Consider the following 14,380-nt stretch of genomic DNA (forward strand, 5'->3'; position numbering starts at 1 on the left):
GAGAATTTGTGCTACAATTACTTTGCGTAGATTTTTAAATTAATTTTTTCAAAACTTAGCATCCTTTGCGTAAGTTGGAGGTATTATGCGTACGACTACTGCCCTCGCGCTTTTAATGGCAATTTGTCCTGCGGCGGAAGCTTCAGCTCAAAAAGATTGGGATTCTGCACTGCGCGCTGAAACTGTGGAAGTGTTAGCTGCGCAGGTCACTTTGCGAGATCGCCTGTCGAAACTGGGTGGAGTGCTGAAAGAGAACCAGGAAATGAAGCAAGTTGCCCAATGGAGTAACTGGCCCAACATTTGGCAGAACTGGCAGAATTGGGGGAACTGGTGATTCCAATGTCGGCTCCGTCGCTTCTGATTTTGCAGCCGACGCCCTATTGCAACTTGAATTGCAGTTACTGCTACCTGCCGCATCGTGATCTTCGAAGTGTAATGAGCGAAGACGTTCTGCGCGCAATAGCGCGGTACATTCTTGCCCCGATGCCCAAGGCACAACGACCTGCAGTCATTTGGCATGCGGGCGAGCCCATGACGGTTCCCCCAAAATGGTATCACAACGCCTTTGAGCTGTTGCGGCGGGAGAGCGGGGGAACGCCTTTGAACCATGGGTTTCAGACGAACGGTGTAGGCGTTACGGATCATTGGCTGAAGCTGTGGCAGGACTGGAACGTGCAAATCGGGGTGAGCCTTGACGGCCCGGCCGAGTTTCACAATCGCCGCCGTAAGACGCGCCGGGGAACGGGTAGCCACGCATTGACAATGAAGGGGGTCGAAACCCTGAAGAGCGCGGGTTATCCATTCCACATCATTTCGGTTCTGACCACGGATATTTTGCCCCATCCGGAATTGCTGATCGAGTTCTATGCCGACAATGACCTGCATGACGTGGCCTTCAATATTGAAGAAATAGAGGGGCAGACCGAGACCAGCAGTTTTGAAAATGATGATACTGCGGTTTCCCGGTACAGGCAGTTTTTGAAGCGTTTTTATGAATTATCCGACCGTTTGCCGGTTCCCATCAATGTACGTGAACTGCAGAACGTGCAGTCACTGGCGGCAAACATGCGCAAGAACGGAATGCGAAACACTCAGAACACGCCGCTGGCGATCGTAACGATTGCAGTTGATGGTGGCATGTCGACCTTTTCTCCCGAATTGATCGGCGTGACCGATCACGCGCGCGACAACTTCATATTCGCGAATGTTTGCGACGGCGGGGTTGAGCGAATTCTGTTGAGTCCTGCTTTTCAACAACTGAAGCGCGAGGTTGAGGAAGGCAAAAGGGCATGCGCGCGCAGCTGTGGTTACTTCGATGTCTGCGGGGGAGGAGCACCTGCCAACAAGTATTTTGAGCACGGTCGCTTCGATGGAACGGAAACGCTCTATTGCCAGCTGACAATTCAGGCGAATGTTGATGTTGCGCTCGATTTCATGGAGCAGCGCTCGGGACGTGTTCCCGAGCAACCGCGTGAGATGGAGCTGCGATAATGTGGGCATGGCTCGGCAACCTGTTGAAAGGCCTTCGTCCAGCACTTTTGGGGCGGCTCGGTGACTGGGTTATGGTGCTGATCATGGTTGCTGTTGTCGGCGCAGTCATTTTCGGGCGCCCGGTTTACGAATGGGGCATGACAAAGATCTCAGGCCCCCCGTTGTCTGGCGTTCTCTCGATCGAACCACCCCAGTTGTATACGCGTGAAAGATTGGTGAATGACCGGTTCAGTCAGGCAAACTGGCTGGAACAGTTGCTGGCCGAAACAAACAAGCCGGAAGTCCTTCGGGAAATCGGGCGCCCTACAAGTCAGTCTCGAACGGAAACGGAAGATTCCCTAAAGCTGATTGCAGCGTTGGCCGGCGGTGGTCCCGCTGCCGGGCCCGGCGCACCGAAAGATCAATCAAAACGCGGTGAGACTGTCACATCATCCGCGCAGGTCTCAACATCTGGCGATAGCCCGGCGGCCAGTCTGGCTCAGCGAATTCGCGAATTGGACAAACTGCGCCTGCGTCTTCGCACCGACCTGATGGATACCTTGCTCGATGACGGTCATGACCTGGAGGGCAATACGCTCTACAGACTGAATTTTGATGCCGTCGTCATGCCTTTCAAGGAACAAACGACATATCCGGGAACCGGTGTGTTCATTGTCGAGATGGCAAATTCCTTTCAGGAACTGGACACTTACCTGGAAACCGCGGGTCAATGCCTCGATGTGATCGACCAGGATGCCACCATGATAGAGGATTGTGAGGCAATTCGCGTCTTCCTCGAAAAGCGCTCGGCGGACGATGTCGAACTCCTGAGGTCATGGCAGCGTGAAATACAGCAGTTTCTGACAAGTGTGCTCCAAACCAGGTCGAAAGCCTTCAATTTCGAAGGCCGCCTGGTGAACCCCGTCGATCCCAAGGAAAATATAGCTTTTGACTGGTTTTTGAGGCGGGAACTGCTCAACGCGTTTTTCACGGCAATATCTTTTCATCCCAGAATAAAGCTCACCTGCGCAGAGTTCGGCCTGGAAGAAAGCGATTGTCTGAACAGAATTGCGGAAAGCATCGGTCTGAAATGGCGTGTCGAAAACCGGGTGCCTGACTTCGCCGATGAACAAACAGGGGGAGGTGCACTTGGAAGCGGCTACAGAAAGTCGCTTAGGCGAGCACACTATGTGAACGCGGTTCGATATTCGGTTCAGAGAAATCTGGCATTCGCCGGTCCGCCCGGACAAGGGCCGCCACCGGAAGCACAAGAACCGCAGGGACAGCTTGACGTCAGGCAGACAAGCGAACCTCCAAAACCAGGTGGGGAAGAATTTGCGCTGGCAAGCAATTCTCTCCCAAACGATGTCACAACAGGTGAAAGCAACACTACCGGTAAGCTGCCAAAAACGCGCAAGCCTGATGTTGCTCAGCGCCCTCGAAACGGGCCTCCACCTTCGGTGGGACCACCCCCGACCCTCCTCGATCCGGAATACAAGCGTGCGCTCATTCGTTTGATCTTGGTCTGGCGCGAGATGGCGGTTTTCATGCAGTCCATGACCGAACTGCCTGCGTCCGAAAAGGCGGCATTCGGCAGCGAAACTGAAGCAATTGCCGGTTTCGAACGGAAGTTGTTTGAAACTCTAATGAACTTCGACAGATATCTGCCGGGACCTGAGAATATCGGCGAACTTCAATCCGTTCTGAAAAGAGACTTTGATGTCCGTCAACAGCATCTGGCGGCAACGGCTCATCTGCTCCCGCCGATGGAGGACGGTATCGAGCATTGCCGTAAATCTGCGGTGAAAAATCAACAGGCATCAATGCAGGCAGACGCCATCATAAGCGAGTATTATCGGTGTGCCTTCCTGTTCGTCGAAGGAGGTCGCGCAACGCATGATTTGCTGGCCAGATTTATCTACGAAAGATTGCGGGACGGCATACCCGGCTACGTATCAACAGAGCGGAGCATTACCGACTTTCTTGAAGTGACACTTGATGGATGCGCGGTAACGGGGTGCCAGATCGCGGTTTCTCAAAAACGCTGCAAACTCAAGAACGATATTCTGGAGTATACAGGAGAAGAGAGCTTTCTGGACACGGTCTGGCGTCAAATCGACCTCCCGTTCTCCAACGTATTCTGGGCTGTGCAAGAAGAGTTCGGAAACGATCCATCCGATTGCGACGAAATATTCCAAAGCGTCTCGGAAGATCCGGCGGCGGACGCCGTCGTGCAGAAATGTCTCACGCTGGTTGCTTTGCTGGATGACGAAATAACAGACATGTCGGAAGCCTATATCGCCTGCCATCTCAGGCAATGGATCGACACGCGCAAATCCGATGTCGCTGTTTATACGGTTAGTCCACGGGCAGGTGAGGGCGAGGATCTTGAACTGAATTCCGCAAGCCTGAAGGATGATCTGTCAGGTTTTCTCAAGCTGCCGGCCGGTAAGGGAGAGATTACGGCGCAACACAAGCAACTTCAGGACGTTGCGGCGGTGCTTTCAAATCCGTCTGTGATCGGGTTCAGCGACTTGCCAACCATCAAGGGTATCGACAATGCCATTTTTGGTTGGGCGGTGCGTCCCAATAAAATGCCTGCAGGCGGTTACATGTCGAGCCGGCACAGGTTTGCCGCGGTGATCAGTGTGCCGAGCTGGTGGAAACGCGTGACTTTGAACATCAAGGCTTGCTGGATTCAGCCCAATGAAATCAGGCGTTCCGGAACGCGTTTCCTGAATGACTTCACCAAGTTGTGTCCGGTGGCGGAACCCAAGACAATCGCTGCGCGGCTGCAGTCTCACGGCAGAGTGGTATCTGAAATCGACCAGGATACGCTTGCCTCTGAAAATCCGGTGACGCATTGGAGTTTTGAATTGAAGCTTCCAAGGCGGATGGATGAAATTACATCGAGGTTCAATTTCGATTTCATCAAGGCGCCTTATTTTTATCCCGAATTTGATGAGACAGCGCAAAAAAACCCGTACGTTCTGGCTCTTGAGGCAGGGCGCCCCGGCAAGTTGGTCCTGTCAGGAGAACGGCTATGGCGCGGAACTGTCGTAACTGTCGGAAATCAACCTGCGGATCGAATAGAGGTTTTGCCCGACATGAAGGGCGTGATTGCACACTTCAACTGCGTTAAGCCGCCTGAAGGCAGCCGCCATTTTGAACCCATGAAGACAGGTGCATCCGGTCCGGCTTTTGGCCCCGGTGGCCTCGTCAATTCACCACTCTTTGTCTGGACTTCTGAGGGAAGCACCAACATGAGATTTGTAAAAGTGGCTCCCTTTGTTCAGCGTATGGAAGCTGAGCGGCCCTGCTGGCTACCTGCCAACAGTGACGGAAACTGATATCCCCTCCATTATCGGTCCTTGAGATGCCACCGGTTGGCGAAAGGACAATCGGAAGCTTCTTGGCGTTTGCCGTCTCCCTTGCTTCCTCAGTGATCCGCTTCGTTTATTCAATACGATCAGGTGGCATATCAAAGTTACACACTCACGGGTCGACCTGGAAAATACACTCGTTCAACAGCGCAAATTGAATGGACGAAACACCCGCTTGCTCAATATGATAGGTTATGACGACGGCAAGGATACCGTCAGTCCGCATGCAATGTGAGATTCGCTGGCCGGCAGGACGGAAACTTGAGACGGTATTCCTTTGGGGAGGCAGTCATGGCACATGACGATGAGTTTTCAGGATCTGACAATGGTCAGGACAATGATGCGCGAACCGGATCGAACGATGATGCGGAAGAAGCGATCGCGCAATTGTTTGACGACTACCAGGCTGGATTCAACGATTACGACGTTGACAGGATCTGTGATTGCTTTGCGATGCCAGCCACGATCTGGCAACACGAAAAGGGCCATGTCTTCAACAACGATGACGAACTGATCGAAAACATCGATGCGCTCTTGAAAGCTCTGGAAAAGGAAGGCGTTACGCATTCCGATTTCCACGTGAGCTCAAGTCATGTCAGTGGGTCGGCGGCCCTTGTGAGCCTGGACTGGACCCAGGAGACTGCAGATGGCGAAGCAGTGTTCGAGTTCACGTGCCACTATCAGCTTGTTCAAAATGGTGCCGATTGGGTCATCGCCTGTATCATAAACGACTAGAAGAACTGTCAGCACCGGGAAGGTGTGACGAACCGGCGTCCATTTGTTCGGCGACGTGATCGACCACGGGTAGACATCCCAGAATACTGTCGGAAAGATGAGTGAGGATCCGGTCACGGTCGTGATGGGCTTTGTTGTCCTGAACCGCCGCATGCATGATCGACCGGACCATGTTCATGATAACGAATATCAGGGAATCGAGATTTGAATTGTTTGGGATCTCCGGTCTTGAAGCCAGAAAATCACCTATCGTCTTAGCCATTTCGTTCTGAAAGCTGTCACGGTCAACATGCCTCGACTGAGTGGGGATCCACTCCTCGAAGGCTGCGTGCAATTGCGGCGTCCTGAGATGCAGATTCAGATTGGCGCCGATGATTGTTCTGATCGCTGTCTTCAGAGGCTGATTTCTGGATCGATCCATCGCGGCCCGGATGACACTCAGGACTTCACCATGATGAGCTTTCTGAACCTCCAGAATGAGCGCGTCCTTGTTTGGAAAGTACTGGTAGAGCGAACCGATGCTGATGCCAGCACGTGCCGCTATCTGATTTGTCGTGGCAGCTTCAAAGCCGTGTTCTGCGAAAACCTGCCGCGCGGCTTCAATGGTTACCTCCACCATCATCCGCGAACGCAGCTGCTTTGGCCGACGCCTTTGTCCGGGCTCCAATTGTACGGGCACCAATTAATCCTCTTCACATCCACTAGGCAGTTATACGGGGAGCAGATTGGACAGAAATGTGACCGGAACGCGAGCGGTTCAAGAGAAACGAGCCGGAATAATTTTCGGGAAATTCGAATTTAGTTTTTAAAAACAATCGGATAATCCTTCGAGTGCGCGCCGGGACAGGCGCAAATTGCAATCGAGAAATGCGAGTTTCTGTTCCGACCGCTCATCGTCAAATTCGTCCTGCGAACCGGCGCTCCAGATCATGAGGAGTACCGGGTGTCGAACTCGGGGCAGGGCGTTGGACGGAGGCTTGGGCATTGCGCACCATCACGGAAATTGCGTTTTTTACAGGATTGAAACTGGTTGCGGTCGGAAGTGCGGTGGCTCCCGCATGGGCTGCCGATTTGGCGGGTTCTGCGGATAAGGTCGAATTGGATGGGGCGGAAGAAAATCAGTCTGAAGGTTTTCACGGGTTTGTCGTTCTCGGTGGAGGTGCGGAGCCGGATTATGAAGGGGCAACGGAATATGCCGCCATGCCGTTTTTCTTTGCCGAGTTGACTGCATACGGTGTTGGACTGGAAATAAAGGGGCCGGAGGCATCGCTGAATTTGCGGCCGGATGCGGCGTTCCAGTTTGGTCCGTCGATCGGCTACGACATGGGGCGGGACGGTACTGCCAACAAGGTGGTCGACCGTCTGGAAACGATTGACGGAGCATTTGAAGTCGGTGGATTTGCGACCTATCAATTCAACGCCCTGCTGGCGCAATCCGACATGCTTGAGATTTCAGCCGAGTTGATGGCGGACGTTTCCGGGGTACATGAAGGTGTCAGCGGTTCAATCGGAGTATCCTATATGGTCGCCGCGACCGAGCGTTTACGCCTCGGCCTTGATACGTCGGTCGGCCTGGCAAGTGACGGCTACATGGACACCTACTTTGGCGTGACCGGAAAAGGCTCCCGCCAATCCGGCCTTGCAGCTTATTCTGCATCGGGTGGTGTCAAGGATGTCAGTTTGGGGGCAACCGCCAGCTTTAATTTGACCGAGCGATGGGGAATTGTAGGTCGGGCGCAATACTCCCGGTTGCTGGGAGATGCAGCTGACAGTCCTATCGTCAAGCAGGAAGGATCAGCCGATCAATTCTCCGGCGGTCTTGGCATATCGTATTCGTTCTAGAAAACGGGGGCAGGATGGGGGAGCCACCTTCGAAAAAAAGCCGGCGGACAAGTGCCGCCGGCTGGAATTCATTATTTCGCTTTTGCTGCTTTGCGTTCAGAGCGGGAAGGCTTGTTTTTCTTCGCAGCTTTCTTTTTCGGCTTAGACGGTTTTGATCCTGTCCTGCTTTTCGGCTTGCGGAACTGATCACCTTCGTCAGTTGCCTGAGGGTGACGTTTGCCGTGGGGCTTTCGGTCTTCGCCGTCAAGGTCCCGCGCCAGTGCTTTCGGATCCAGTGGCTCATATGCCGGGTGATGCGGAGCACGATCATCATCGCCGAAATTACGCCGTTTCTTGCCACGTGGCCCATCAAAGTCACGCTTTGGTCCTCGTCTGGGGCGATCGGATTTCAAGGTGTCTTCACGGCCCATTGTTTCGTAGTCCGGCGCGTCACCTCTACGTGGACGGCGCTGTGGAGGGCCGCCACGGCCACGACGATCATCGTCTTCTTTCGGTGGGTTCGGGATCTTGCCACCGCGTGCATCCAGAAGGGTGATGACGACATTGTCCTCACCGGTTCCATCCCGTTTGATGACTTCGGCGAAGCGTTCACCATGCTTGCCTGCGATCTCGAAATAGAGCTGGTTCTGGAAAATCTTGATCGCACCGACTTCTTTCTTGGTCACGTGACCGGCCCGGCAGATCATTGGCAGGATCCAGCGCGGTTCAGCCCGCTGGCGATGTCCGAGAGACAAGGAGAACCAGACACCGTCCTCGAATTTGCCGGTGATTTCCGCGCTGCGGCCTCCGCGGGCGCCTGCGTCGCGACCCTTCAGGAAGGAATCGTTGAGCTCGGAAATCTCTTCCGGGGCCGGAAGGCGCGACTGACGGAGCTTGACGAACGCGGCGGCTAGTTGCTCCGGGCTGTGGACAGCCAGAAGTTCCATTGCGATTGCCCGATCTTCGTCTTCCAGCTCGACGGAAAGCGCCGGATCGGCCAGGAGACGCTCCTTATCCATCGCCCGGATTTCATCGGCTGTCGGCGCTCCTTTCCAGGTTGCCTTGACCCCGGCAAAGTTCAGAACACGTTCTGCCTGGCGCCGCCGCGGGAAAGGCACCATCAACACGCATGTTCCCTTGCGCCCGGCGCGGCCGGTACGGCCTGAACGGTGCAGAAGGGCGGCTTTCCCCGTGGGCAGGTCAGCGTGAATCACAAGGTCAAGATTGGGCAAGTCGATACCGCGGGCGGCAACATCGGTGGCCACGCACACCCGGGCTCGTCCGTCCTTCATGGCGGCAAGGGCGCTGGAGCGCTGTTCCTGGCTGAGCTCGCCGGAAAGAGACACGATCGAGAAGCCCCGGTTGGCTAGGCGTGAGGTCAGGCGGCTGACGGCTTCACGGGTCGAGCAGAAGACAATTGCTTTCTCGGCTTCATGCAGCCGGAGCACATTGATGATTGCGTTTTCACGCTCGTTCGGCGCAACCGGATGCGCGACGTATTCAATGTCCCCGTGTTGTTCGCGGGCATTGATGGTTGAAAGACGGACTGCATCTTTTTGAAAACGTTTGGCAAGTTCTGCAATCGGCCTCGGAACAGTCGCTGAGAACATCAGCGTGCGACGGTTTTCCGGCGCGGCATCAAGGATAAACTCAAGATCTTCGCGAAAGCCCATGTCGAGCATTTCATCGGCCTCGTCGAGCACGACGGCACGAATTTCGGAAAGATCGAGCGAGCCTCGCTCTATGTGATCACGCAAGCGGCCGGGGGTGCCGACCACGATATGGACACCACGGTCCAATGTCCGCCGTTCCGTACGCGGGTCCATGCCGCCAACGCAGGAAGCGGTTACGGCACCTGCTTCATTATAGAGCCAGGTCAGTTCTTCTTTCACCTGAAGAGCAAGCTCACGGGTCGGAGCAATTGCCAGGGCTATCGGCGCCCCTGCCTTGCCGAGCTGTTCCTGGTCGCCAAGCAGAGTAGGGGCCAGAGCGAGACCAAAGGCAACGGTTTTACCGGAACCGGTTTGTGCCGACACAAGCAGGTCAGCTTCCGCCGGAGTTTCATTCAGGACGCTTTCCTGTACGGGAGTGAGGCTCTCATAGCCTCGTTTCGCCAGCGCGGCCGACAGGGCCGGGGCGAGAGACGTCAAATCAGTCATAGAAATCTTTCAACTGCTCCGGATCATCTGCGTGCCAGTCAGCAGTCTACCGGATCGGGCCGAGGTTGCATCAGCCATTGGATGGGCGCGGCTTATACAGGGAAAAGACCAGAACGTCCATCCCGCTGTTGGCGTTGGTCTTGTAATTGAGCTCGTTCCCGGTTTTTCTCTGTTCATGAGAGCTTTCTCCCAGCTGCTTGACAGGTTGTCTCTGGAACCACGGCGTCTTGCCAAGGAGGCGCTGTTGATGCGGTACTTTCTGGAAACACCGGATCCCGACAGGGGATATGCCCTGGCGGCGCTCACCGGCGGTCTGAACTTCAAACATGCAAAGCCCGCGCTTCTCAGATCTCTCATCAGCGAGCGGACCGATCCTCAATTGTTTGCGCTGTCCTACGATTTTGTCGGTGATCTTTCCGAAACCATCGCGCTCATGTGGCCGCAAAATTTAGCGACGGACGGGCAATCTCAGATGCTTGCCTTGTCGGAAGTGGTCGACCAGCTTAAGCGGGCAGGCAAGACCGATGTTCCAAGGTTGTTGACTGCCTGGCTGGATGATCTGGACGATACCGGGCGTTGGGCACTGCTGAAACTTGTGACAGGTGGACTTCGGGTCGGGGTTTCGGCCAGACTTGCCAAGACGGCTGTGGCCCGGCTTGGCGATCTAGAGACCTCGCAGGTTGAAGAAGTCTGGCACGGACTTGAACCGCCCTACGAAGTCTTGTTCGCCTGGGTGGAAGGCAGGACAGGTCCGCCTGACAATGACGATCCGGCACCGTTCCGGCCTGTCATGCTGGCTCATCCGCTGGATGAGGACAAAGACCTCGCTCAACTGGTGGCGAGTGATTTTGCCGTTGAATGGAAGTGGGACGGTATTCGTGTCCAGGCTGCCGCCGGCAGGTCGCAGACCGGCGAGAGCGTCAATCGGCTTTACAGTCGGACGGGCGAAGAAATCTCAAGGGCTTTTCCCGACCTCCTGGACGCGTTGGACTTCGATGCCTGCATCGATGGCGAACTCCTGATCATAAAGGACGGCAGGGTGCTTCCTTTTTCCGACCTGCAGAAGCGGTTGAACCGGAAAACGGCCGGGCCGAAACTCGTTAAATCCTATCCGGCGGCAATACGGGCATATGACTTGCTGCATCTGGAAGGAGAAGATCTTCGTGGGCTACCCTTTTCAGAGCGTCGGAACCGGCTGTCGACCTTCATCGCATCCCTTCAGGATCCTCGAATCGATCTGTCTCCGCTGACGAGCGTCGGCGATTGGCAGGAAATCGCAGCCGCACGTGCCGACCCGGGGCAATTCCTGGATAAGGATAACGCAGCAGTGGTGGAAGGCGTGATGCTCAAACGCTGGGACTCATCCTATGTGAACGGTCGTCCAAAAGGTCTCTGGTTCAAGTGGAAGCGTGAACCGTTTCTGATCGATGCGGTGCTGATGTATGCTCAGCGCGGCCATGGAAAGCGGTCCTCTTTCTATTCAGACTACACTTTCGGGGTCTGGAGAGACGGCGACAACGGTCCTGAATTGGTGCCGGTCGGCAAGGCCTATTTTGGTTTCACCGACGAGGAACTGCGCGAGATAGACAGATTTGTGCGAAACAATACGGTGAACCGATTTGGCCCGGTTCGAGAAGTTCAGCACGATATGGAAACCGGGCTGGTTCTTGAAGTGGCATTTGAAGGACTGAACAGGTCTACGCGTCATAAGTCCGGCGTTGCCATGCGGTTTCCTCGTATTTCCAGGCTGCGTTGGGACAAGCCAACTGGAGAAGCGGACCGGATCGAAAATCTTGAAGCACTGCTGCCTTGAGAAAATACCAAGGATGCGCAGATTCACGATAACAGCTGAAAAACAGCTAAAGGCCGTGCTTTGGTCATGGAATCGTGGCAACCATCGGGTGAGTGAACACCGGTGGTTCGCCATTCCGAAAGTCGGAGAGACATTATGACGTTCAACAAGCGTATGCCCGCATCATTGCTCGCAGGTACCTTGGCTGCATTTATGATGACAGCCGCTGCAATGGCCGAAGGTACGGTCACGCCGGAGCAAGCCGAAGGGGCAACGTCAGGACAACCGGGCCGGTTTTCCCTGGTGGAAGTTGACGGTGACATTCTGAGAGTTGACCGGCAAAACGGTACCGTTTCCATTTGCCGGGAGCAGAATACGGCATGGCGCTGCAATCCGGTGCCTTTGGCCGAGGATGCTTACCTTGCCGAAATCAATGACCTTGCCGCTGAAGTGGATCGTCTGACCGCGCGACTGGAACACCTTGAAAGCAGTAACGGCGGCGAGGGAAAACAATTACCGCCGGGATCAGCGCTTGATCGCACCACGCCGGATACAGGAACGCAAACAGGTCCCGATAGCAGTTCTGAGGATCAGACAACCGGTCTCGAACAGGCAGACGAGGAGCTTGAAAAGGTTCTGACATTTACCGAAAGCGCCATGCGACGCCTCTTTGGCATGGTGCGCGAACTTCAAAAGGACTTCGAAGACGAAGGCAACCAATAACAATCGCCTCGCGTCTTTCGCAGATGCCATTCTAATCAATGAGCATCTTGGAGATGCAGTTTTGAGTATCTTCAGGCAGTTGGACTGAAGTGCGGGACGTCAGGTCCATCATAAGCGCCACGACATCCAGCGTTGCCGCCAGCCGTTTGGTCCGGCTCTCAAACAGGTGGTGACGCATGTTAAAGGATTTCGATCCGACACCGGTGAAACCCGTTGCTACCACGACGGCATCTCCCGTCTTCAACGGCGTTGCCCAGGTCAGTTTCATCTCCACAGCAACACGTCCGAACCCGTTTTCGCCAAGAAAGGCGCGGGTCATTGGGGTGCGTTCCCAAACGTGGGCGACACCATCGGTGCAGCAGGCCAACGCATATTGGTCGTCCGCCTTGCCGTCAACGCCGATATCGCGCGGCAAAACAGTTCCGCGAAAACAGATGCCAGCCTCTTTTGCAAGAAGCCCGGGAAGAGTTGCCCGAAGTCCACCTGGTCCGGTTTGTATTCCCCTGGGGGCAGCCTCTTCAATCATTGGTGTCTGGAAATCTCTGACGCAAGGTCTTTGCGGTGCTGGCACTCGGCTCGTAACCGTCAAGTGCTGTCGCGGCAAGGGCGCCGGTTGCGCCATCCCGCATTTCATGGACAACCGTCAGCATATGGGGGCCGTCAAAGGCAATGCTGGATTGGACTGTGATCAGATCGCCCGTGCGCAGTTCCTTGTGATAACGCACGTGCCGTACGCGCCGCGCACCGACCAGTGTCTCACTCAGCCCGGACAGCAGTCGGAATTGTCGGTCAGCCTCTTCAAACCGACTAAAGTAATATTGAACGTTTAGATGGTCATTCTCATCGCATTCCCAGCGATTAACAAATGAAAAAAGGGTCTCTTGAATTGTCATCCTGTAGATTCGTGCGCTCAGTGATTTTATTTAATGGTTGCAAAGTCGTACAATTTTATTTGTTGACGCCTTTTCGTGAATTTATCAATAAGAAATATTCTCTGTGGACAAAATATATCGTTTGATCAATTGGCTGTATTTAGAGACGAAAAATCAACTGCGGAAGTTTTTTGTTAAATGCAGGGTTGAGAGTTTTGTCTGCTTTCCTCTCTCTAGGTTGTGTTTTGAAAAGTATTAAGGACCAGACAACGCAAAGTGGGTGTTTGCCGGGAATGGAGGGTCCGCATGATTGTGTTGGTCAAAAGCATGGTTTGACTTGCGTGCAATCCATGATGCAAACATACTTCAAACAAGCCGCTGATCGGGGATAACGTCCCGAAAACCAGGTGACCTTGAAGCGCATTTGGAGGGAATGCGCTCGGTTGAGCTGGTCGTGATGCGGAATAGGGCCGTTTTGGGAGGAATTACAACGTGTCGGCGACAACGTATCGGTTCATTATCGCAGATGATCACCCATTGTTTCGCGGTGCCCTGCGTCAAACCCTGGAAACGCAATATCCGGATGCAACGATCGAAGAGGCCGGTGCTCTTGAAGATGTCACCTCGCGTCTGGAGCAGGACGGTGATGTTGATCTGATCCTGCTGGATCTGACCATGCCTGGAATGCGCGGTTTTTCCGGTCTCATGTACTTGAGGGCACAGTATTCCGGTGTTCCCGTCGTCGTTGTTTCGGCGAATGAAGACCCTCAGGCGATCAGGAGGGCTGTTGAATTCGGCGCTTCCGGTTTCATTCCGAAGTCTCACGGAATTGATGTGATCCGGCAGGCCATTTCAGAAGTCATGTCCGGAAATATGTGGACACCACCGGATGTTGACCTCAAGGCGGATGACGGAAGCGGAGATCTGGTCCAGCGCCTGTCCACGCTGACCCCCCAGCAGGTCCGGGTCCTTATGATGCTGTCGGAGGGGTTGCTGAACAAACAGATTGCCTATGAGTTGTCGGTCTCGGAAGCAACCGTGAAGGCTCATGTTTCTGCAATCTTGCAAAAGCTCGGTGTCGAGAGCCGCACCCAGGCGGTCATTGCAGCATCGAAGATCGAAGCGGGCCAGTGGCAACTGGGCGGTGATGCAACGGAAACAGCAGAAGTCCAGTAAAGGTTCCAACCAGTCATGAAATCCGGAAACCGTGCTCCCGGTCCAGGACGCAGGGAGCTACTGCGCGTGGTGGTAGCAGGTTTTTCTGTTCGTCCTATCTCTTGGGAAACCTTTGTTAAGGTAAACCAAAATTAGTTCTAATTTTTTGAAAAGTTTCGCGAATTTCCCGAAACACTTCGCTGGTTTTTACCGGAATTTCAGGGAATGAATGTAACTCTGCAGCTCATGAAGCTGTGCCACGCACGGTAT

12 protein-coding genes are annotated in these 14,380 nt (G+C 54.4%); 8 read left to right on the forward strand and 4 right to left on the reverse strand.

Features of this window, described 5'->3' with window-relative positions; translation table 11 throughout:
* Nucleotides 1-85: 85 nt before the first annotated feature.
* The 4 genes from K5905_RS02295 to K5905_RS02310 all read left to right on the forward strand — a co-directional run bounded on the left by K5905_RS02295 (nucleotide 86) and on the right by K5905_RS02310 (nucleotide 5,588).
* On the forward strand, nucleotides 86-334 hold the full coding sequence (locus K5905_RS02295) for a hypothetical protein (protein ID WP_297579866.1): 249 nt from the start codon (nucleotides 86-88) through the stop codon (nucleotides 332-334).
* A gap of 5 nt (nucleotides 335-339) precedes the next feature.
* Nucleotides 340-1,491 carry a cyclophane-forming radical SAM/SPASM peptide maturase GrrM/OscB gene (gene grrM, locus K5905_RS02300; RefSeq protein WP_297579869.1) on the forward strand — a complete coding sequence of 384 codons (1,152 nt, stop codon included), beginning with the start codon at nucleotides 340-342 and terminating at the stop codon, nucleotides 1,489-1,491.
* Entirely contained in the window at nucleotides 1,491-4,820 is a 3,330-nt protein-coding gene (locus K5905_RS02305) for a hypothetical protein (RefSeq protein WP_297579872.1), read from the forward strand. The genes grrM and K5905_RS02305 overlap by 1 nt, the downstream gene beginning before the upstream one ends.
* 324 nt (nucleotides 4,821-5,144) lie before the next feature.
* Nucleotides 5,145-5,588 (forward strand): DUF4440 domain-containing protein, encoded by a 444-nt coding sequence (locus K5905_RS02310; protein ID WP_297579875.1) that lies wholly within the window; start codon nucleotides 5,145-5,147, stop codon nucleotides 5,586-5,588.
* Here the strand turns inward: K5905_RS02310 and K5905_RS02315 are convergent.
* A complete protein-coding gene (locus tag K5905_RS02315; protein WP_297579877.1) occupies nucleotides 5,575-6,267 on the reverse strand; it encodes a TetR/AcrR family transcriptional regulator in 693 nt (230 codons plus the stop codon). The genes K5905_RS02310 and K5905_RS02315 overlap by 14 nt on opposite strands.
* 305 nt (nucleotides 6,268-6,572) lie before the next feature.
* Here K5905_RS02315 and K5905_RS02320 point away from each other — a divergent pair, with 305 nt between their 5' ends.
* A complete protein-coding gene (locus tag K5905_RS02320; RefSeq protein WP_297579880.1) occupies nucleotides 6,573-7,430 on the forward strand; it encodes a MipA/OmpV family protein in 858 nt (285 codons plus the stop codon).
* A 71-nt stretch (nucleotides 7,431-7,501) separates the two neighbouring features.
* Here K5905_RS02320 and K5905_RS02325 read toward each other — a convergent pair whose 3' ends face one another.
* Entirely contained in the window at nucleotides 7,502-9,568 is a 2,067-nt protein-coding gene (locus tag K5905_RS02325) for a DEAD/DEAH box helicase (protein WP_297579882.1), read from the reverse strand.
* Nucleotides 9,569-9,743: 175 nt separating this feature from the next.
* Here K5905_RS02325 and K5905_RS02330 point away from each other — a divergent pair, with 175 nt between their 5' ends.
* Both K5905_RS02330 and K5905_RS02335 read left to right on the forward strand, forming a co-directional pair.
* Nucleotides 9,744-11,381: a cisplatin damage response ATP-dependent DNA ligase gene (locus K5905_RS02330; protein WP_297579932.1), complete on the forward strand. Its 1,638-nt coding sequence runs from the start codon at nucleotides 9,744-9,746 to the stop codon at nucleotides 11,379-11,381.
* 135 nt (nucleotides 11,382-11,516) lie between these two features.
* On the forward strand, nucleotides 11,517-12,083 hold the full coding sequence (locus K5905_RS02335) for a hypothetical protein (protein ID WP_297579884.1): 567 nt from the start codon (nucleotides 11,517-11,519) through the stop codon (nucleotides 12,081-12,083).
* Between the two features lie 31 nt (nucleotides 12,084-12,114).
* Here K5905_RS02335 and K5905_RS02340 read toward each other — a convergent pair whose 3' ends face one another.
* A complete protein-coding gene (locus K5905_RS02340; protein ID WP_297579887.1) occupies nucleotides 12,115-12,609 on the reverse strand; it encodes a thioesterase family protein in 495 nt (164 codons plus the stop codon).
* The gene (locus K5905_RS02345; protein ID WP_297579889.1) at nucleotides 12,602-12,976 is read right to left on the reverse strand and encodes a thioesterase family protein; all 375 of its coding nucleotides are present in this window, start codon (nucleotides 12,974-12,976) and stop codon (nucleotides 12,602-12,604) included. Before K5905_RS02345 ends, K5905_RS02340 begins: the two co-directional genes overlap by 8 nt.
* Nucleotides 12,977-13,447: 471 nt before the next feature.
* Between K5905_RS02345 and K5905_RS02350 the strand changes: the two genes are divergently transcribed.
* Entirely contained in the window at nucleotides 13,448-14,131 is a 684-nt protein-coding gene (locus K5905_RS02350; protein ID WP_297579892.1) for a response regulator transcription factor, read from the forward strand.
* Nucleotides 14,132-14,380: the final 249 nt, after the last annotated feature.

Origin of the sequence: Roseibium sp., assembly GCF_025698965.1 — a bacterium.
Lineage (GTDB): Bacteria > Pseudomonadota > Alphaproteobacteria > Rhizobiales > Stappiaceae > Roseibium.

Bases quoted from the DNA above. Each gene is read 5' to 3' on its own strand.
- K5905_RS02295 (WP_297579866.1), top strand. From the start codon at position 86: ATGCGTACGACTACTGCCCTCGCGCTTTTAATGGCAATTTGTCCTGCG.
- grrM (WP_297579869.1), top strand. From the start codon at position 340: ATGTCGGCTCCGTCGCTTCTGATTTTGCAGCCGACGCCCTATTGCAAC.
- K5905_RS02305 (WP_297579872.1), top strand. From the start codon at position 1,491: ATGTGGGCATGGCTCGGCAACCTGTTGAAAGGCCTTCGTCCAGCACTT.
- K5905_RS02310 (WP_297579875.1), top strand. From the start codon at position 5,145: ATGGCACATGACGATGAGTTTTCAGGATCTGACAATGGTCAGGACAAT.
- K5905_RS02325 (WP_297579882.1), bottom strand. From the start codon at position 9,568: ATGACTGATTTGACGTCTCTCGCCCCGGCCCTGTCGGCCGCGCTGGCG.
- K5905_RS02330 (WP_297579932.1), top strand. From the start codon at position 9,744: ATGAGAGCTTTCTCCCAGCTGCTTGACAGGTTGTCTCTGGAACCACGG.
- K5905_RS02335 (WP_297579884.1), top strand. From the start codon at position 11,517: ATGACGTTCAACAAGCGTATGCCCGCATCATTGCTCGCAGGTACCTTG.
- K5905_RS02340 (WP_297579887.1), bottom strand. From the start codon at position 12,609: ATGATTGAAGAGGCTGCCCCCAGGGGAATACAAACCGGACCAGGTGGA.
- K5905_RS02345 (WP_297579889.1), bottom strand. From the start codon at position 12,976: ATGACAATTCAAGAGACCCTTTTTTCATTTGTTAATCGCTGGGAATGC.